Below are 19,287 nucleotides of genomic sequence, written 5' to 3'. Positions count from 1 at the left end.
TCGTCAGGGTCAATCGGCATCTTCATAGGCTGGTGTACGACGGTGGAGAACCGGCGGCAGCACCGCAGGAGTAGTGGGCCACTGCGGCCAGGAAAACGGATTCGCCCGCCACCGGATACCGGTAGCGGGCGAATTGCCGTCCCTCGAGGTGCCCCGGAGTCAGGCGCCGCGAACGTCAGGTCAGTTGTGTACGGCGCGGACGAGCAGGTCGGTCAGGAGGCGGATGTCGTTGGGGGTGTTCTGCAGGCCGTTCCAGCGGCGCTGTTCGCCGTCAGGGAAGCGCCACAGGCCTGAGGTCCAGGCCGTGACCGGCATCAGGCCCAGAACAGCGTTACGTACGGCGTCGCAGTCGACTTCTTCTGCTTGCATGCCGTCGGTGAGGCTGTCCATGACGAAGCCCATAGCCTGGATGCCGGCGCCATGGGTGAGGCGGGACTGGCGGGGCGGCAGTTTCCAGGCGTCGCTGAAGGTGTCCTTGACCATGGTCCAGAAGGAGCGCAGGTGCAGCAGCATGCGGTCCACGTCGCCGGAGCCATCTTCGGGGTTGCGGTACTGGTAGAGGGCGCCCTCGAAGAGGCTGTGCTCCAGCATGCGCAGGATGGCCGTGTCTTTGATGTTGCCGTCGGGTGAGGTCGGGCTGGCGATGCGGCCGTAGAAGGGGCCCTGACCGTCGGTGTTGAGGCGGGTCATCAACTGGGCGGGCAGGCGCTTGCGGACGTAGGCGGGCGGGAGGTGGCCGCTGGTTTCAGGCAGGAGTTCGTGGATGAGGCCCTTGGGCAGCGGCTTGGTGGAGTTGACCAGGATGAACTGGGAGCGCTGATCGTCGTGGTTGTCGGCGATGAACCCGACGGCGGCGACGGGGAATTCGACCAGGTCGGCGTCGCGGATGGCGGCGCTGCGCTGCTGGCCGTCGACGATTAGGGCGGGCTTGTCCTCGTCGGGAAGGGATTCATCGACGGGGATGACCAGTTCGCCGGGGACGGAGTAGTCGACGCCGTCCTTGCGCCGCGCTCCGGTCTCGAAGCGGACGTTCTCGTCGAAGGCCAGGACCAGGGCATTGGGGAGCATGGCGTTGTCGGACTCGAGGTAGCGGCGGATGCCGCGGATGTGGCTGAGGACCTCGGGGCGCTGGTAACCCTGGAGGTTGCTGTCGTCGTCGCGTCGGACGCGGGAAACAGCGGCGAAGCTGTGGATTTTCTTGCCGTCAACGGCGAAACAGTAGATTTTTCTGTCACCCTGGCGCACTTCGAGCGCCGGGAGCCTGAGTTCGTAGCGGTCGGCCATTGCCTCTCCAGACATATCAAAAAACGAAAAGTAGGGGGTTACCCGAAGGTGAGGGAGCGCATCTTGGCCTCGAGTACGGTCAGATTATGGAATCCGCGACGCTTGTTGCGTTCACTTCCACGGAATATGGCGATCTCGATGCCGTGCTTCTCGCACAGGGCACAGGGGCAGGCGCGCCAGGGCGCGTCGCTGAGGGTGCGCTCGTAGAGCGCGAGATAGCTCTTCTTCTTCGGGCCGAGCACAAGGGACTCGTACGCCTGGAGTGCGGTCAGGACGTCCTCAAGGGAGGTTTCCTCGCCGTCGAATTCCCGCAGGGCGCGCAGGCAGGCCCGTTCTGCGGTGATGGCCTCGGCCTGGGAGACGCTTCCCGAGAGGATGAGGCGTTTGAGGGCAGGGTTCCCGTCGACTTGGGGAACGCGGATGGCGGTGTAGGCGTCGGTGGCGGTGTGGTAGTTGTTGCGGTCGTCCATGAAGGCCTGGCGGAAGACCGAGGTGCTGTCGAAACTGGTCACACCGTGGCGGGCGAACTGCTCCATGCTGTCAACGCGGTTGATGCCGAGCAGGTGCAGTTCGGTGTCGTGATTGCGTACTTCATCAATGGCTCGCAAGCAGGCCAGGATCTCGTGAGACTTGAGAGGGACCATGCCTCCGAGAGCGATACGCCGGTATCCCATTTTCTGCAGTTGCGCGACGGAGTGGGCGTAACTATCCGGCCCCCATCCCTGGGCAGCGCCAACAGGTTCGAAGCGGGCGCCGTTCTTTTTGGTCGCAGCGAGAAAGTTCTCGGCGAGCTCCAGGGAGATCTGCTGGCGTTCCACCCAGGCCGGTTCTGGTTCTGTATCAGATTCTTGAGGGATGTAACCGAAGATGATGTGGTCGATGCTGATGCCGGCGTCGAATCCGCAACGGCCGTAAAAATCGATGACTTCATCGACCTCGTACGGAGGACGTTCTTCGTCGATGTAGTTGAAGGCGCCACAGTCACCGATGGTGGAGCAGGTTTCGGGAAGGCGGAAGAAGTTCCGCACACCCAGGCGGTAAAGCCGCTCGCGTTGCGGAGTAGAGTATTTCCCTGCACCCTTCATGGATCCGTCGACAACCGCCTTGCTGACAAGGATCCCGTCATATGGGATCGGCGTCACGGCCTGGTGGGCGTAGACGTCGTCGCGCTGACGGACTCGGTAAGGCGAGTACTCGTCGTTGACGAAGTCATAGGTGGGGCTCACCAGGTCCTGGCTGTCAGGGAAATAGAATTTCACGCGGCTTTTGCCTTTTCCTGCACATAGATACGGAGGAGGTAGTTCGACAGAGTGCTGATGTGACGCGGATTGTTCTGGAGTTCGTTCCAGGGGATGTTCAGGTCGGGCCAGCGCCCCTTGGTCCAGTAGCAGTGCGGGGCAATCAGCGCGAGTTCGTCGCGTGCCTGCTGCAGTGCACGGGGGGAGGCGGGGTCTATGGCCATCATCACGCGGTCCATCAGACGTCCCATGGAGCGGATGCCGACGCCGTGCATGAGGCGGCTTTGCGTGGGCGGCAGGCCCCAGGCGTCAGGAAAGGTGTCGCGTACCGCAGTCCAGTAGGTGACGAGAATCTGGCGGATGGTAGCGGTGTCCACGGTGTTGTTGGAGAGGTTTTTGTAGGGGAAGAAGGCTCCCGACGGGGAGTTGAGGGCCTCCTGGATGGCAGTGGTGAGGCTGTTGTCGGTGACGACGGCGTCAGCCTTTTGCTCGGCGGTGGTGGAGGGGCGGCGCACCAGTCCGCAAAACGGTGAGTCCTTGTCATGGTTAAGGGCTTCGACCAGGACGGCGGGGAGTTTACGGGCGGAGAGCTTGGTGGGCAGAGCAGTGCCGACCTCAGGGAGCAGCTCGGTAACCAGGTTGGTCGGCAGGGGTGAGACCGTGTTCACCCGCAGGAACTGGTCCCGCTGGGTTTCGAGGTCTTCGGCAACGAAGCCGGCGATGGTGACGGCCAGGCGGGTGTTGCGGGTGCGGGCCAGAGCGAGGCTGCGCTGCTGGCCGTCGACGATCCAGGCAGGCCGGGGGGCGTCGGGGGACTCGGGCAACGTGATCTCCAACGTGCCGGAGGTGCACAGGCCGTCGCTGCTGCTGGGGCCGGGGCTCGATTTGAAGCGCACACTGGCGGGCAGAGCCATGATCAGACCGTTGGGGAAGAGGACCTCGTCGCCGTCGAGGTATTCCAGGATCTGCCGTACGTGCTGCTTCTTCTCGGGGCGCTGGTAGCCGATGAGCTTGCCGGCCTCGTCGCGGGAGATCCGGGCGACATCGGCGACCTCATGGACCTCTTCTGCCGCCAGCGTGAACACGTACAGCGGGATCGTGGGGTGCTGCTCGATCCGCAGGGCTCGGCGTTTCAGCACAGTGGAAGTCATCAGCGGCCAATCGTTGATTCGTACAGGCCTGCGAAACGCTTTTGTTCGCAGGCCATCCCCTCGTCTCGAAACTGGCGCAGCAGGCCGGTACGGGAAGCGCCGGGAGAGGTGATCTTCGCCTTTTCGATGAAGGCGATGACGGTCTCGTCCGTAACCGGTCTGCGGTCGTAGCGCTCAGGCCGGGCAGTCTGCGCGACCCAGTTCTCCCAGCGCAGCCGGGCGGGGGGGTCGGTGAGGCGTCCGGGTGTGCAGTGCTCGAGCCAGGAAGCGGCCATGCGCACGTTGAGGCTGGTCAGGGTGCCGCCCAGGGCGTGGCGCAGGCCAGCGTTGGCGGGCACGCGCCGTATGCCCTCGATGTCGGTGGCGCCACCGATCAGGACGACGTCGGTAGCGGTATCAGCGAGGGCCAGCAGGTCGTGGTGCATGGCCTGGGCATAGGGCGCAGACAGCACGACGAGGGCGCGTCCTGCGGCGCTGGCGATCTGGGGCAGGTCGCGGGTGCCGTCCAAGCGTTGCAGATGATCCCACCACTGGGAGGTCTGGGCGTTGGAGGAAGCCACGGAATCTGCATGCCGGGGCAGGAAAGTCGCGGCGTAGGAGGGGGCAGAGCTAGACACTGGACGTAGGCCCAGGCCTGCGGAGGCTGCATACAGGCGGGGGGTGAAGCCTGCTTGGGATGCAGCGCGGGTGAGCGCGAGGGCGCGTTTCCACTGGTCTCCCCGGTACAGGTCCTCCAGCGCCGTATGCCTGCTCGGTGTGGTGCGCAGTCGGTGCGCCCACTCCTCGGCCCGCTGGGGCAGGTCGGCAGCCATCAGAGTGCGGGCCTGCAGGTCTGCCGTGGGAGGGGACGCTTTCCGGTCCGTGCAGGTGACCACGATCGGCAACTCGTTCACTGCGGCTAGACCCCTGGGTTCCGGTAACTCGTTTGTTGTTGTGATTACTGTAGCCGCTAGTTAGAGGGGTAGGCTGCGTCTGCCTCGACTGAGGCAACTGGACTTCGGATAAGGGAGTGACAGCATGGACCGTCCCGCGATCGTGTTGCTGAGCGGCGGCCTGGACTCGACCACGGTGCTGGCCATCGCCAAGGACCAGGGGTTCACTCCCTATGCGCTCAGCTTCCGCTATGGCCAGCGGCACAGCATCGAACTGGAAGCCGCCAAGCGCGTTGCCGAGGTCCAGGGGGTGGCCCGGCACGTCATCGCCGACATCGATCTGCGGGTCTTCGGTGGCTCTGCCCTGACCGCCGACATCGAGGTTCCCAAGCACGAGTCGTTGGATGACGTCGAGGACGGCGGGGTGCCGATCACCTACGTGCCGGCCCGCAACACGATCTTCCTGTCGTTCGCACTGGCTTTCGCCGAGACCGTAGGCGCCAGCGACATCTTCACGGGAGTCACCGCCGTGGACTACAGCGGCTACCCCGACTGCCGCCCCGAGTACATGGACGCCTTTGCCACCATGGCGAACCTGGCGACCCGGGCCGGCGTGGAGGGCACCTCCCGGATGACGCTGCACTCCCCCCTGATCGCCATGTCCAAAGCCGACATCGTGCGCGAAGGCCTGCGCCTGGGCGTGGACTACTCCCTCACGTCCTCCTGCTACGACCCCGATGACCAGGGCCAGGCCTGCGGCAAGTGCGACACGTGCCTGCTGCGCCTGAAGGGCTTCGCCGAAGCCGGCGTCACCGACCCTGTCCGGTACCAGAGCGCCTGAACATGACCTATCTGATCAAAGAGATCTTCTACACCCTGCAGGGAGAGGGCAGCCACGCCGGGCGCCCGGCGGTCTTCTGCCGTTTTTCCCGCTGCAACCTGTGGACCGGCCGGGAAGCGGACCGCTCCCGTGCCATCTGTCAGTTCTGCGACACCGACTTCGTCGGCACCGACGGAGAAGGAGGCGGCCGGTTCCGCACTGCGGAGGATCTCGCCGATGCCGTCGAGTCCGCCTGGCCCAGCACCGACCGTGCCCACCGGTTCGTGGTGTGTACCGGTGGCGAGCCCCTGTTGCAGTTGGACGAGGACGCCATCGCCGCCCTGCACGCCCGTGGCTTCGAAGTAGCGGTGGAAACCAATGGCACCCGGCCGGCTCCCCGCGGCATCGACTGGCTGTGCGTCAGCCCCAAGATCGGCTCCGAACTGGTCCTGACCAGCGGGGATGAACTGAAACTGGTCTACCCCCAGGCCGGCGGCGACCCGGCCCAGTTCGAGGGGCTCGACTTCCAGCACCTCCGGCTGCAGCCGCTGGATGACGCGCACCGTGAGGACCACACCCGCGCCGCTGTCGAGTACTGCATGAAGAACCCGCGCTGGACACTCTCTCTCCAGACGCACAAGTATCTGGGAATTCAGTAATGGAAATCTTTCGCGAGTTCACCTTCGAAGCAGCCCACCGCCTGCCGCGCGTGCCCGAGGGCCACAAGTGCGCCCGACTGCACGGCCACTCCTACAAGGTCACCGTGCACGTGGAGGCACCCGTCGATCCGGAGGCGGGCTGGGTGATGGACTTCGGCGACATCAAGCAGGCTTTTAAGCCGATTGATGCACAACTCGACCATTTCTACCTGAACGACATCGAAGGTCTGGAAAACCCCACCAGCGAGAACCTGGCCCGCTGGATCTGGGACCGGATGACCGCAGAACTCCCCGACCTGTCGGCGATCACCGTGCGCGAGACCTGCACCTCCGGTTGCACCTACCGAGGCGAGTAGCAGGATGCACGACATCCAAAACGAGGTCGACCACCGCGGCGTAGCCATCGACGAAGTAGGGATCAGCGGCCTGCGCTACCCCGTCACGTTCGATGACGGCCACACGCGCCAGCAGGGCATCGCCGACATCAGCGTCACGGTCGGCCTGCAGGCCGACCGGCGCGGCACCCACATGAGCCGCATGATCGCCCTGGTGCACGAGGAGGTGGCCACCCTCGCCCCGCAGGAGTTGCCCATCGCCCTCAAACGAGGGCTCGCTCTGCTCGAAGCCCCGACCTTGGCCATCGCTCTGTCCCTGCCCGTCGCCACGGCCGTGACCGCACCCGCAAGTCAGCGGCAGTCGTGGCAAACCCACGACGTCACCATCGCCGGCCGCATCACAGCCGACACCTGCACCGTCGCGACCACAGTGACCACCGACGTCACCAGCCTGTGCCCGTGTTCGAAGGCCATCTCCGACTACGGGGCCCACAACCAACGCAGCGAAGTCACCCTCACGGTCACTGGGACCGCCGACGCGCCCTACCCCCTGGCGATCCACGAAATCGTCGATCTGCTGCGCAGTTCCGGTTCTGCCCCCGTCCTGCCCCTCATCAAGCGGCCCGACGAACGCGTCGTCACTATGCAGGCTTACGACCATCCCGTTTTCGTCGAAGACATCATCCGCGACATAAGCCTGGCATGCCGCGAAAAGGGTCTAAAGCATGTGATCAGGGCGAAGAATCTGGAAAGCATTCATAGCCACGACGCCATTGCCAGCCTGACCTTCTCTGGCTGAACCCACGCACGCGCCCCAGGACGGGAAGGGGGGTGCCATCCCCCTTCCCGCGCCGCGCCTGCGTAGGCAAGGCGCCTGGTTCCACCCGAGCCCGTGGGACGCCTCCGCTGGCGGTTACGCACGCGCCCGGCAACCCTTACAGCGGCCCGGCCCCCCTGTCTGGGGCGCCCGCCGTAGGGGGACCCACCCGAGCCCCTCGGCGCGGCATTGCCGCCTGCCCCACGCAGACCTTGCACCGCCGGAATCAGGGGCTGCCCCAGCACCGCAGCACGGACCGACGTCTTAGGAATGTCAGTGCCGTGTGCTGTGCTGTCTGCACGTTCGCCCCACCGCCCGTTCCCCGCTGGAGCCGAGCGCAGCACCCCATCACCGAGACAGAAAGTAGATCGTGAAGTCTCCCGCTCCTGCCGGTATTGCCACACTCATCGCTTACATCGCCACTATTCCGGCCGCCAACTTGGCCGTCACTCATTTCGGCGCGGTACCCGTCGGCTTCGGTTACGTGGCGCCTGCCGGCGTCTACCTCGTAGGCCTGGCGCTTGTCCTGCGCGACCTTGCACGGGAGGCGGTCGGCCGAGGCGCCGTCCTCGCCGCCATAGCCATCGGCACCGTCCTCTCCTACCTTCTCGCTGACCCCAGCCTCGCCACTGCGTCAGCGGTCGCCTTCGCCGTCGCTGAAACCATGGACTTCGTCGTCTACGAACCCCTGCGCAAGCGAGGACTACTGGTCGCGATACTGGCCTCGAACGCCGTCGGACTTCTGGCCGACAGCCTCTTGTTCCTCCACCTTGCCTTCGGCTCCTTCAATTACCTGCCTGGACAAATCCTCGGCAAAGCGTGGATGACTTTCGCGGCCGTCGCAGTCCTGGCGCTACTGCGCCGCCGCTCACGCGTTATCGCCTGACCGTCACAACCTGTCCTCCACGCACGGCAGGAAGCCTCAACGCAATCGCCTTTGCTCAGCCCTGCGGGAGAAGGGAGTTCCCGGCGTTTGCGTCGTCGCAGAGGCCGTGTAGTTGCAGGCGAGGGTCAGCAACTTCGGCGGAAGTGCGGCGAGTTGACCTACTTCTCGGTAACTCGCTACCGTCTCAGTAGCATTGAGGGCCCCACTCCGGCTTACCGGAGTGGGGCCCCTTTTTTGTCCTCTTCTGCACAAGCAGGCGGGGTGGGCGGGGGCGTCGCCGTCATCAGGTTCCTAGGCCGCGAGAGCGGCGACGCCCCACCACGAAGGGGGTTACCTATGAACCACCAGCATGTCACGTCCGTCAACGCGGGCCAGAACAGCCAGGCCGGTCTCCAGGCCCCGGCTCGCCAGGCTGCCACTCCCCGGCACGTTCGCGTGTCCGTCGGCAAGCATTTCGACCTGTCCGTTTCTCTGTCGGTGTCGCCGGCCTTCCTCATGCTCCTGGCTGCGACCGTCGGTGTCGCGGGCGGGAACTACTGGTTCCTGCTCTGAGAACGAACCGTGGTGGAGCGCACGGCCTGGCGCAGCTAGCAGCGCCAGGCCGTGGACCATCCGTGGACGGCATGAGCTCGACACACTGGTTTTGTCCGTGTGACCAGCACCTTTACCGAAGCCTGAAGGGCCCTCCGGAGCCGTGTGCGCAGGTTCGAATCCTGCCGGGGGCACTCGCCACACAGCCAGCAAGAAACACGCGCTGAGCTGGGCGGATGTCTAGACGAAAGAGCGGGAGTCAGTCTCACTGACTCCCGCTCCTTCTCGTTCTCTCTCACTGTTCGCGCACTATCTGCGATACACGCGACGCACCTCCGACACGCTCGTAAACAGCGAAAACGGTGAAGCCGTCGTTGACCATGGGCACCACGTCTCGGACAAGGCTCTCCGTGCCCGTCAGCGCGCTCTCCCACCTCGGAACCGCGTCATCTGGGTAGATACCGCCGCAAGGCACGGCGGCAAAATCGTGACTTCTGCGATGGCCTACCCGCACTGCGGACTCATCGTCTCCGGCAGGGAAGAACTCATCCACCCGCATCATCCGCCGATCTTTACATGTCTCGCTCATCGGAAGTCTGTTCAAGTGACCGCCCTGCCGCGGACAACGGTCTACTGACGGCAAGGTGGCACATCGATCCCCCGGCAAGCGATGCGAGCCACTAGCACCACCACTACACCAAGATCGCCTTGGTTACGTAGTACGCGGGGGACGCCCGAATGTACACACATCGCTCAGATCGCGCTTCAAGGTGTAGCGACGATGGCGTAGTTTTGCACCCACCGCTGGTCGCCTCGGACTCCACCCCCTACGCTCGACTTGTGATTTCGGGGGAATCCATGCACTTAAAAGTACGGAAAATTCCGTTTACGGCCGCCAGCATTACACTGATCGCCTCCCTAATAGTTGGCTGCGCAAAGCAACAAGAGCTCCCTGCCCCAACTGGCTCCAACATGCCCTCCGGTCGCCCCTCAGGTTCGACCGAGGAGGAGCACGGAAGTAAGCCAGAGCCAACACTAGGGAGTAGTAAATCGTCTGACCCTACTGGCGTGAGCACAGGTGATCCAAGCGTATTGCCGGTGTCCTCGCCGCCGACCGGCACAGGACCGGTCGATCCGGGTCCAAATGTGGGGCCTAGCGGGGAACCCAGCGGGGGAGGCTGCAGCATGGGATCTAACTGCTCCAAACCTCCGACCGAAACGAACTCAGTCGAGCCTGGAAGCCATCCTCCGAGCATCAGTTCGTCTGGCCTAACGTCCTCTCCACCAATTTTCTAGAGGCGTCGTGCCAACCCCTCCTGCTCCAAACCGATCTTCCCTACCCGCTCCGCGCCGCCGAGGTGTGCAGATTAACGGCACAGACAGGCTCTCAGGAGCTGACGAGCCACCCGCAGCCTCACTGGCGACTTCGCAAAGGGTTCGCCGTCGACGGCAGCTGCTCGCTTCACGCGGGCAGTTGCCCCAGCCGCAGCGGAACGCTCCGCCACCAGAGCCTGCCGAGACCAGCTCCAGCGAATGGATCAACACCGTTGTCGCCGCCGGGTCCGTACTTACAGCTCTGATGTTCTACGCCGGCGCGATGTACAACAACGCCTTCTACTCCTACTTCCGCCTGCAGTCGTTCTCGCTCGGTCTGAGCTTCACCGAGATTGCGTTCAAGAGCCTGCAGTTGTTCACAATGCCAGTCCTCATCACCATGATCCTGGTGGCGGTCGCTCCCCAAATCCCTGAGGTCCTAAGTTCCCTGGGCCTGCCTTCGCGGGTCACTCGCGACATGCGACGAGTTGGTAAGGCGGTTGTCCGTGGGCGCCTTCTGTTTGTCCTTTTCGGAGTGGGCCTCATGGCTCTGTGGCCGCACATCCAGCCCTATGGCTGGGTGGCCCCCCTCGTTGTTGACTGCGGCCTGCTCCTTAGCCTCGCTGCACCCACCCAGCGACAGCCCTGGAAGCGAGGTGCGAGCATCACCATGGCAGCGCTGCTGCTGATCTGGGCTGTCGGAATGGCGGGGAGCCAGCAGGGCGAAAAGGCCGCCGAACGCACGGCCAGGCAGTTGGTGCAGCGCACTTCTGTGGTGCTTCTCAGTACCGAGCGCCTGACTATGGCGGGGTCCCCCGGCCCGCTTGTCCAGGACCTGGGTGCAGGTCAGCACTACCGATACAGGTACAGCAGGTTGCATCTTCTCGTTGAACGGGATAAGCGCTACTACCTGATTCCCATGGGCTGGGACCACCGCACTGGCCCTACGTATGTCATCGATGATGACGACAGCGTGCGCATAGAGCTGTATCCCGGCACGCAACCACCTCGCTAGTACCACTCACCACAGAAGGCTACGCGCCAGTCGATGTTCGTTTCGCCGTAGCGACTAGGGAGAGGAGCGAGCGCCAAGAGGCCCCGGTGCCGTGCGCGCTCAACGAGCACAGTTGAAGAGACCGCCCCGCGCAGGGGGTCTCTTCAACGTTCTGGGGGGCAGCCTCCGCTGCCCCCTTACTAAGACCGTGTCCTACCTGGCATCGCCCTCGGGTCTGATGCAGGTTCGGGTGACAGGTTTGATCACGCGGCCTGGAAGGCCGGTGTGGTCATGACGGTCTCGAATTCGACGGGGGTCAGCCGGCCGAGTGCGGCTTGTCTGCGACGTCGGTGGTAGGTCCGCTCGATCCAGGTCACGATCGCGATCCGCAGTTCCTCGCGGGTGGTCCAGCTCCGGCGGTCCAGGACGTTCTTCTGCAGCAGGCTGAAGAAGGACTCCATGGCCGCGTTGTCGCCGGCTGCCCCGACTCTCCCTATCGAGCCAGCCATCCGGTGGCGGCCGAGCGCGCGCACGAATTTCCGGGACCGGAACTGCGATCCGCGGTCGCTGTGCAGGATGCATCCGTCGACGTGTTCCCGCCGGGCCGCGGCGTTGTCCAGGGCGGTCACGGCCAGGCGGGACTTCATCCGCGTGTCGATGGAGTAGCCCACGATCCTGTTGCTGAAGACGTCCTTGATCGCGCAGAGGTACAACTTCCCTTCGTTGGTGGCGTGTTCGGTGATGTCGGCGAGCCATAGTCGGTTCGGGCCGTCGGCGGTGAAGTCGCGGCGGACCAGGTCGTCGTGCACCGGCGGGCCGGCCTTCTTGGTCCTGCCGCGCTTCTTGCCGAACACACTCCACCAGTGGTTGTCCCGGCAGATCCGCCATGCGGTCCGGTCGGCCATCGCGGCCCCCGAGCTGCGGGCTTCATCGGCCAGGAAGCGGTAGCCGAACTCGGGATCCTCGCGGTGGGCGTCGAACAGCGCGTTCGCCCGGTACGCCTGCTCCAGCACGGCGTCGGTCACGGGCTTGTCGAGCCAGCGGTAGTAGGGCTGTCTGGCGAGCTTGAGCACCCGGCACGTCACCGTGACGGGCACCCCGTCCACGGCCAGCTCCTTCACGAGCGGGTAGATCCTTTTCCCGGCAGATGCGCCTGCGACAGACAGGCCGCCGCCCGGCGCAGGACCTCGTTCTCCTGCTCCAGCAGCTTGATCCGCCGACGTGCTTCCCGCAGTTCCGCGCTCTCCTGGCTGCTCACCCCGGGCTTGGCCCCGTCATCGATGTCCGCCCGGCGCATCCATTTCCACAACGTCATCGGATGGACACCGAAGTCCTTGGCCACCTGCTCCACCGTCACCCCCGGGCCACGGTTCCTCGCGACCCGCACGACGTCCTCACGGAACTCTTCGGGATAAGGCTTGGGCACAGCGACATCCTTCCCACCCGCCCCACAGGGCAAGCCAGTTCAGATGTCACCCGATCGTGCGGCAGACCCCCGGACAGCTCGGGACGGTTGCTGCTCATCCACAAGACGGACAACGATCTGTGGGCACTGCCCGGTGGTGGCCACGACATCGGCGAGCGCATCAGTGACACCGTCGTCCGGGAGGTCGCGGAAGAGACCGGCATTGACGTCGAAGTGGACAGCATCGTGGGTCTTTACACCGACCCTGAACACGTGCTGGCGTACGACGACGGTGAGGTCCGGCAACAGTTCTCCATCTGCTTCCGAGCCCACGCCATCGGCGGTTCCCTGCGCACGAGTAGCGAGTCAAAAGAGGTCCGCTGGGTCGACCCAGCGGACCTCGGAGGTCTGGATATTCACCCGTCGATGATGCTGCGCATCCAGCATGGCCTCGACGAAGCACGGCCAGCCCCTTACATCGGCTGACTGTCGGCAGAGACCTGCGCCAACCGCTCATCGACGCGCCTCGCCGCTGCTTGGATCTCGGGAGCCGCGCGCTGGATGAACCGCCCGACAATCGTGTCTGGGCCGTACCGCTGCACGATCTCGTCCAGCCGTTCGGCCGGCGTGGTCTGCGTCCCGTCGGGCGTCGTCGTCATGTCGCAGTAGAGCAGGGCATCGACCAGCTCTGGGCGCTCCAGCTCGAACTCACCCTCCAGCTCCCGCCTCAACCCGCGCTCTTCGGCTTCCAGCAGGGCACAAGAGTGGTGAGCCACAAGACGAACGACCCGCTCGTCTGCCCCTTCCTGCTCTCGGAGGAACCGCGCACCATCCAATGGGTGGAAGCCTGTAGCGGCGATGGCTGGCGAATACCCGATGTCATGCAGTACCGCCGCGACTTCCAGCAGCTCAGCGTCGCCACCCACAATCGGGGCCAGGGAGCGGGCGCGCTTGGCGACCCCTAGCGAGTGCTCCCACCGACGCGGAAGCGGATCGGACAGCAGCGATTCGGAGAGCGAGTACGCCCACTCAGTCAGTCCCATGGCGGCTAAGGCTACGACCGGACAGTTGCAGTCGGGAGTGCGCGCACCGTTCGCCCCTTGCCGTGAACCGTGGCGAGCAGGCCGTTTCCCTCCATCTGAGCTAGGACACGACGTACCGCGGTACGGGACGCTCCGAACCGCTCACACAACTTCGCCTCAGACGGGTACGTGTCGCCCACGGCCAGTGAGTCTTCCGTGATCACATCGGCCATCCGCTCCGCGAGAGACCGGCGGTCCCCTCCCCGAACAACACGCCACCCAATGCCGGGAGCAGACTCGACAACACCGTCGGCTTCGAGAACCTTGAGAGCGCGCCGGATCGTGTTACGGGAGACGCCGTGCCTGTCCATGAACTCAGCCTCGGACGGCAGGGTGTCACTGCCCTGCCCCGCTGCGATCTCGGTTCGCAGCGCCTCCGCAATGACCAGGTAGGTTCCGCGCGGACTGGCTTCCGGCACTTCGGCTCCCCTCGTTCCACTCAATGGCCCACTGTCAAGAGTGCCACCGGGCCCCATGGCGCATCGACGGACAGCAGTGTCCCACGTGTCCGGCTGTCCGCTTAGGGCTCTCACCTGCACATATAGACCGGACAGCTCAAAGTGCAGGTGTCCGGGCTGTCCGATCGCAGACCGGCTGCAACACCTCGGGGGGACAGCCCGTCGACGTAGCCGACCTCTCCGTCGAAACGGCACAAGATGCTGGTGATCACTCCTACCGGTGAACCTTGCGCTACGCCTTCGCCAGCTGATCTTCAGCTGCCTCGCCGCACACGAGGCAGTCCCGCTCGTCAACCAAGTCCATTACGACGGACCGACCGCATAAATCGCACGGACGCAGGCACTCGCCCGCCGACTCTCGAACAGGCACGTCATCACTCATGACAGCCACACTGCCACCTGACCACCTCGACCAAGACATACCCCCCGGGTGTTACAGCTGTCGGCGAAGCCGATCTTTCGATGAGCGCAGGCGCCGGAAATGACTTCCGGTTTTGACCGTATCAGCAATAAGCAAGGAGCATCACTGACCTGGACCGAAAGAGCTTGACCATGATCCTGATCGCCTACTGGAGAACGGCATCCCTCAGGTGAAAAGGTGGTCAAAACCGTCGACGTCGCACGGTTTGCATGCCATCCTCCAGCCGCGGCGGGTTTTGGATCCAGCGGGGGAGATATGTCGACATCGACACGCGTTGCACGTCTTGCTTTAATTCCCTTGTTCGCCCTAGCACTAGTGGGCTGCAACTCTAACAATAATGATCACCCAGGCAGCGGCAACACTGTAAGCCCAGGAGCACGAGCCGGAAGTTCTGGTGGACAGACTGACGAGAGCAGCAGAAAGAGCGATGGGAGCAGCGGCAGCACTGGCAACGGAAGCAAACAGGGTGAAGGAAGTGACAGCGGCGGGGGAAGTGGTGGCCGTCCAAAGGCGCCGGGCTCACCGCTCCACGTCCCGCCATGGGGACGGCACGGGCTTCCCATCAACGACGAGGGCGTCGACACCGACGGCGACGGCGTCATAGATGCCCCGAGCGTATGGCCGGAACTGGTAGGCCAATTCGAGACAGAGTGTGGTGGAACGCTGTCGGGATGCGTCACGCTAGAGCGCGAATTCAGTGACCCCAGCGGCAACCCCTGTGGGTACATGAAAATGGAACCGGCTGCAGGAGAGCCGTTCAAGCGCGGAGGCACCGTCGTCATCATTGGCGGCGCCCCTTGCCCACCCGTGAACAGCCCCGAAGGTGAGACCATTTCGGGAGGGGAAACCAGCTCTGGAGGTGGAGTTACGACGAGTGGTTCAAGCGGCTTAGACGGTGGGAGCACAGAAGCGCCAGGCAGTGGAGAATCACTCACCCCCTCTCCGTCATGACTGATGACACAGCCGGTTCTACCGGGTCCCATCGTCTCGCACGACTCGGCACCCTCTTCGGTGCCGTCGTTGCCCCGAGCAGTTTCGTGACCGCTTTGCTCTACTACTTTGGCTACTGGCACGTCTACTGGTTCTTCGACTACTTCGGTGTCAACTCAACGATGCTGGGTTTCGGTACGGTCGACTATCTGATGCGCAGTCTGGACGTCCTCTTCGTCCCGTTGGTCGTCGTAGCAGCGGGCAGCCTGATCGCCTTCTGGAGTCACGCGCTACTCAGTGCGCGCCTCACGTCCGAAGCCTGGCCCTTGGCACTACGGATCTTCATGCCTGTCGTGGCCGGCGTAGGGTTCCTGCTGGCTCTGGGTGGCATCTGGAGCGCCCTCGACGAGCGGGTGTTTCTCCGCCACCACCTCGTGGCCGCTCCACTGAGCCTCGCGTTCGGAGTAATTCTGCTCGCCTACGCTTTTCATCTATACCGTGCACTTCCATCGGAGGAAGCACGGCCCGCTCAGGACGATGGAGAATCCGAGGACGAAACAGTCGACGCCGCGGACAACGAAAGCAATCAGCCCCCGCCATCGCCCGCCGCAGCACCAGTCCGCCGCCCTGAATGGGTCGCTGTCGCCGAGTATGGGGTGGTGTTTGCACTGGTCGGGCTGAGCCTTATATGGGCTGCCAACGACTACGCCGCTGCTGTGGGCCGTGGCCGCGCTGAACAACAGGCATCACAGCTCGCTAGCTCCCCTACCGCTGTGGTGTACAGCAAGCTCCGACTCAGCATCGGAGCACTTGGCGTCCGCGAGATCTCCTGCCGCGACACAAAATCTGCCTACCCCTATCGCTACGAAGGTCTCACCCTCCTTATGCAATCAGCGAACCAGTACGTGTTACTCCCCCAGGAGTGGACGCCATCCACAGGAGTCGCAATTATCCTGCCGCGCAATGATTCTGTACGAATCGAGTTCGTTCCCTACTCCGCACGCACCACGCTGGGACGGGTCACCTGCTGAAACGCGGAGGCCGGTTACCTACACCTTCGCATTTTGCCGGGCAGGCCCACAGACTGCCCGGCGCCCCGCAAGCTCACAGGGTCGTGGCCACTCGAGCCATCTCAAATTTACGATCCCCCACGGGCGCCAAGGTGAGCTTGTCACCATGGCAGGCATAAGAGCCGCTATGGAGAGGGATATCTTCCTTGGTTTCTTCTACTTTCTCGCCATCAACATAGACGGCTACGTCGAAGCCTCCTTGTTGATGACCGAATTCAATCGCCCCTCTTTCGGCTCGAACGATAAATGATCGTATTCCATCCATAATCACTTCCCTCCGCTGCCCATCCTCATCAATGACCGTCGATATCTTCCCCTCAAAGGTTCCCGTACCGTCAGGGTTGAACTTCATCGCCACGTCAGCCTGCACCTGGGCAAAATTACCTTGAGGGTCTGCAGTGGCATCGACTTCACCACCCGCCCCCTCATATTTCCATAAGCCCGGCAAGCAACTGTCAATGCTGACAGTCGAGGTATGCGGCGGAGAGGTCGGATCACTCTTTTTGATGTTGCACGTCGAGTGCACACAAATGGTTCCATCGTGATTAGATTTCTGACGAACATCATCGCAGGCCGAAATGGCCAGAGAGCCGACGGCTAAAATTACACCGACCCTCAGAGAATATATTGAAGATCCCACAAAACGCCGACTAGCAGGATGAGTGTGCATCATGCCCCGCCGTCTGGTAGACGTCACAACCAGAATCTTTAAGGAGACCCAATACTCCTGCAATTATCGCCCCAAGGGCTCCGATCGTTGCCACCAAAATAGCAACCTTATGCCTAGTCGCCATGCCGTCTCCCTGTCGAGTGATTAGGTGATGCTTTCATGGCGGGCCACTAAGCGGTGAGCTCGTTGCAAGGTTGTGACATGGCCTACTCTCCGCGCACTCAGCTGCACGATTATGCAAATAAAAGATCGCCTGTCTAGCAAACTTGCACACAATTGCACCGCTCAACAGATCGCATGCCCAACGCAATGAGAAGTCCACTGGCCACCGTTGTAACAGCCGCCATACCGGTGGCGACTGGCGCACGTACCGCGGAAAGATGAGGGGCCTGACGGTGGCCGCCGCAGGGCCCGGCCGCAGCCAACTACGGACTTCTGCGACGCTCCGACACACTGTGCGTCCTCGTACCACTATGGGCTGGCTCTCGTGCAGGTCAGAGGGGGCAGACGACTCGACCGGCGCATTCACTCCGGAGTCATGGGAGAGCTGCACGTTCGGCGCGGTACCAGGCTTGGGCGTCGCTTCAGACGGTCCTCCGTACCGTGTTCAGGAAATCTGGCCATGAGGGCATTCGCCGGCCGGGCAGGGCGTTGCTGAGGCTGAGATGCAGGGTGCGGCGGAGTGGGTGGGGGGACTGCATGATGGCCTCGTTGCGGGCGGCCAGCCGGACGAGTTCGAGTGGGTTGGGCAGCCGGTCACTTTTTGTTCCGTTGCAGGTGGCGTGTGCCGGGGCGAGGTTCCACAGAGCATCCAGATCCGGTCCGTGCCAGGAGCCGACGCTCTCGAAACGACGCATCAGGGAAAACGGGAACACGTGGTCGACGGCGATGCCATCGCTTATGTCCAGCACGCCGTCGCAGATCAGGCAGCGTCCGTGCTGGAAGCCGGCCGTGGCCTCAACGATGCCGGTCACCGAGCGGCGGCGGCGTTTGTCTGTGAGCTGGAGCGTGTCCCAGTCGACGAGGACGCCTTCCTCTATCAGGCTGCGGCCGATGCCTGCTGCGAAGGACGTCTCCACGATGTTCCAGCGAGCTCCCAACTCGGCTGCCAGAGCTGCTGCTTGCTCCGATTTGGCCAACTGGAGCAGGTCGGGGGTGAGGCGCACCATACGGTGTCGCCCCGTTCCGGTCAGTTGGTAGAAGGTGTGGGGCACCGCGGTACCGCCGCGCAGGTTGTGGAATTTCTGCATCACCATCGTCGGCATGGAGCGCACTGCCGCTGCGAGCAGCCGCTCGGTGGGGTGGCCGGTCTCCAGTGTCGCGGCGCTTTCCTGAGCGGCGACAGCGAGGAAATCGCTCTCGCCCAGCTGCTCAGCCTGTGGCGCCTGTGGGTTCTGTGCGGAGTGGCGCACCAGGCCGAGGCTGTAGGCGGCGGCGAACTCGGCCAGCGGGACGGCCTCCTGCCCGTCCCGCCCGAACTCCAGCAAGGCTTGACCAAGGGCGAATTTGTAGGTGCGTGAGTTGGCGCCCATCAGTACGGCCAGCCGCCAGGACGCGCGCGCCGAGGCGTCTTGGGCGTAGAAGTCCTGACCACTCACGCTTCCCCCTTGCGCAGGGCTACGGTCTGCCACCACACCTCGGCACGGCCGAGCCTGTCCGTGCGCTCCTCTATCAGCCGGACCAGCCGTAGCCCAGCCCGCTCCGCGTCGCGCACGACGTCGTCGGCGGGCACGTCGAACATCACACGGTCCGGCGGCGGGTCCCCCCGTCGTAGCGAAATCACCAGCAGTCCCGCGGGAGCCAGCAGCGCTGCCATCCGCTCCATCGCTCGCCCCCGTTCGGTCGACGGCAGATGCATCCACACCGCCGACAGGAGCACCAGATCGAAGGACCCATCCACTTGGGGAAGTTCAGGCAGGAAATCCTCTACCCACGAAATGCCCTCACCCGGGTACAGGCGCCGTGCGACCTCCCGCATCTCACACGCCGGCTCGACCGCCACCACCTGATAGCCGCGCCGCGCCAGCGCCGCAGCATCCCGCCCCGTGCCGGCCCCGACATCCAGTGCCACCGCCGGAGTCGGCGGCAGCAGATCCAACATCTTGCCGTGCACCTCTTCGAAGGAGACGCTCCCATACCGCTGCGATAGGAGCCCGGCGTTCTTCGCGTAGTACTCCTGGACGCCTGCAACGGGTTGGCGTGCCACGGGCGGCGCATCGGGCCGAGAGTGGGAGTGCTCGCCTGTTTCGACCATGGCCACAAGCTACGGCAGCCCTCCGACACTGGTCGGCGAGCAAGCAGGTCCCTGAGGTGTCCGCGCTGTCCGACTGTCCGGTCGGGACTCTCACCT

Annotated in this window: 19 protein-coding genes; 9 read left to right on the top strand and 10 right to left on the bottom strand. The window is 63.9% G+C overall.

What is annotated here, in order from left to right; translation table 11 throughout:
- Window positions 1–180 precede the first annotated feature (180 nt).
- Genes dbpB (ACICHK_RS26950) through ACICHK_RS26935 form a run of 4 tightly spaced genes read right to left on the bottom strand, consistent with a single transcriptional unit; the run spans window position 181 to window position 4,233 of the window.
- Window positions 181–1,299, bottom strand: coding sequence for a DGQHR domain-containing protein DpdB (dbpB, locus tag ACICHK_RS26950; RefSeq protein WP_406838899.1), 1,119 nt, complete (start codon window positions 1,297–1,299; stop codon window positions 181–183).
- Between the two features lie 23 nt (window positions 1,300–1,322).
- Window positions 1,323–2,543 (bottom strand): tRNA-guanine transglycosylase DpdA, encoded by a 1,221-nt coding sequence (gene dpdA / locus ACICHK_RS26945; RefSeq protein WP_352312733.1) that lies wholly within the window; start codon window positions 2,541–2,543, stop codon window positions 1,323–1,325.
- The gene (gene dbpB, locus ACICHK_RS26940) at window positions 2,540–3,673 is read right to left on the bottom strand and encodes a DGQHR domain-containing protein DpdB (RefSeq protein ID WP_406838898.1); all 1,134 of its coding nucleotides are present in this window, start codon (window positions 3,671–3,673) and stop codon (window positions 2,540–2,542) included. The genes dpdA and dbpB (ACICHK_RS26940) overlap by 4 nt, the downstream gene beginning before the upstream one ends.
- Window positions 3,673–4,233 carry a hypothetical protein gene (locus ACICHK_RS26935; RefSeq protein WP_406838897.1) on the bottom strand — a complete coding sequence of 187 codons (561 nt, stop codon included), beginning with the start codon at window positions 4,231–4,233 and terminating at the stop codon, window positions 3,673–3,675. Before ACICHK_RS26935 ends, dbpB (ACICHK_RS26940) begins: the two co-directional genes overlap by 1 nt.
- A 457-nt stretch (window positions 4,234–4,690) precedes the next feature.
- Between ACICHK_RS26935 and queC the strand changes: the two genes are divergently transcribed.
- The 7 genes from queC (at window position 4,691) to ACICHK_RS26900 (ending at window position 10,922) form a co-directional block, all read left to right on the top strand.
- Entirely contained in the window at window positions 4,691–5,386 is a 696-nt protein-coding gene (gene queC / locus ACICHK_RS26930; RefSeq protein ID WP_266701356.1) for a 7-cyano-7-deazaguanine synthase QueC, read from the top strand.
- 2 nt (window positions 5,387–5,388) lie between these two features.
- The gene (gene queE / locus ACICHK_RS26925; protein ID WP_406838896.1) at window positions 5,389–6,024 is read left to right on the top strand and encodes a 7-carboxy-7-deazaguanine synthase; all 636 of its coding nucleotides are present in this window, start codon (window positions 5,389–5,391) and stop codon (window positions 6,022–6,024) included.
- Window positions 6,024–6,380, top strand: a complete 357-nt coding sequence (queD, locus tag ACICHK_RS26920; protein ID WP_406838895.1) for a 6-carboxytetrahydropterin synthase QueD — start codon at window positions 6,024–6,026, stop codon at window positions 6,378–6,380. Before queE ends, queD begins: the two co-directional genes overlap by 1 nt.
- Window positions 6,381–6,384: 4 nt before the next feature.
- Window positions 6,385–7,158 carry a GTP cyclohydrolase I FolE2 gene (locus ACICHK_RS26915; protein ID WP_406838894.1) on the top strand — a complete coding sequence of 258 codons (774 nt, stop codon included), beginning with the start codon at window positions 6,385–6,387 and terminating at the stop codon, window positions 7,156–7,158.
- Window positions 7,159–7,546: 388 nt separating this feature from the next.
- Window positions 7,547–8,062, top strand: a complete 516-nt coding sequence (locus tag ACICHK_RS26910; protein WP_362646550.1) for a VUT family protein — start codon at window positions 7,547–7,549, stop codon at window positions 8,060–8,062.
- 336 nt (window positions 8,063–8,398) lie between these two features.
- Window positions 8,399–8,614 (top strand): hypothetical protein, encoded by a 216-nt coding sequence (locus tag ACICHK_RS26905; protein ID WP_406838893.1) that lies wholly within the window; start codon window positions 8,399–8,401, stop codon window positions 8,612–8,614.
- Window positions 8,615–10,190: 1,576 nt separating this feature from the next.
- A complete protein-coding gene (locus ACICHK_RS26900) occupies window positions 10,191–10,922 on the top strand; it encodes a hypothetical protein (protein ID WP_406838892.1) in 732 nt (243 codons plus the stop codon).
- 242 nt (window positions 10,923–11,164) lie between these two features.
- Here ACICHK_RS26900 and ACICHK_RS26895 read toward each other — a convergent pair.
- Window positions 11,165–12,327 (bottom strand): IS3 family transposase gene (locus tag ACICHK_RS26895; RefSeq protein ID WP_406838891.1). Its coding sequence is split into 2 segments (ribosomal slippage): window positions 11,165–12,040 and window positions 12,043–12,327, totalling 1,161 coding nucleotides; the frame shifts between segments, so codons are not numbered across the junction.
- A gap of 87 nt (window positions 12,328–12,414) precedes the next feature.
- On the opposite strand from ACICHK_RS26895, the gene ACICHK_RS26890 reads away from it, so the two are divergent.
- Entirely contained in the window at window positions 12,415–12,792 is a 378-nt protein-coding gene (locus ACICHK_RS26890; RefSeq protein WP_406838890.1) for an NUDIX hydrolase, read from the top strand.
- On the opposite strand, the gene ACICHK_RS26885 is transcribed toward ACICHK_RS26890, so the two are convergent.
- Together ACICHK_RS26885 and ACICHK_RS26880 are read right to left on the bottom strand one after the other, a co-directional pair.
- Entirely contained in the window at window positions 12,780–13,349 is a 570-nt protein-coding gene (locus ACICHK_RS26885; protein ID WP_406838889.1) for an HD domain-containing protein, read from the bottom strand. The genes ACICHK_RS26890 and ACICHK_RS26885 overlap by 13 nt on opposite strands.
- Window positions 13,350–13,360: 11 nt before the next feature.
- Entirely contained in the window at window positions 13,361–13,807 is a 447-nt protein-coding gene (locus ACICHK_RS26880; protein ID WP_406838888.1) for a GntR family transcriptional regulator, read from the bottom strand.
- 1,407 nt (window positions 13,808–15,214) lie between these two features.
- Here ACICHK_RS26880 and ACICHK_RS26875 point away from each other — a divergent pair.
- Window positions 15,215–16,228, top strand: a complete 1,014-nt coding sequence (locus ACICHK_RS26875; RefSeq protein WP_406838887.1) for a hypothetical protein — start codon at window positions 15,215–15,217, stop codon at window positions 16,226–16,228.
- Window positions 16,229–16,301: 73 nt separating this feature from the next.
- On the opposite strand, the gene ACICHK_RS26870 is transcribed toward ACICHK_RS26875, so the two are convergent.
- The 3 genes from ACICHK_RS26870 to ACICHK_RS26860 form a co-directional block, all read right to left on the bottom strand.
- Window positions 16,302–16,940 carry a hypothetical protein gene (locus ACICHK_RS26870; protein ID WP_406838886.1) on the bottom strand — a complete coding sequence of 213 codons (639 nt, stop codon included), beginning with the start codon at window positions 16,938–16,940 and terminating at the stop codon, window positions 16,302–16,304.
- A gap of 581 nt (window positions 16,941–17,521) precedes the next feature.
- Entirely contained in the window at window positions 17,522–18,535 is a 1,014-nt protein-coding gene (locus tag ACICHK_RS26865; protein ID WP_406838885.1) for an HNH endonuclease, read from the bottom strand.
- The gene (locus ACICHK_RS26860; RefSeq protein WP_406838884.1) at window positions 18,532–19,191 is read right to left on the bottom strand and encodes a class I SAM-dependent methyltransferase; all 660 of its coding nucleotides are present in this window, start codon (window positions 19,189–19,191) and stop codon (window positions 18,532–18,534) included. The genes ACICHK_RS26865 and ACICHK_RS26860 overlap by 4 nt, the downstream gene beginning before the upstream one ends.
- Window positions 19,192–19,287 lie beyond the last annotated feature (96 nt).

Origin of the sequence: Streptomyces sp. AHU1 (assembly GCF_045343905.1) — a bacterium.
In the GTDB taxonomy this organism is placed as follows: Bacteria; Actinomycetota; Actinomycetes; order Streptomycetales; family Streptomycetaceae; genus Streptomyces; species Streptomyces triticiradicis.
The sequence above is the reverse complement of the archived record's forward strand: the minus strand, read 5'-3'. Positions and strand labels throughout refer to the sequence as shown.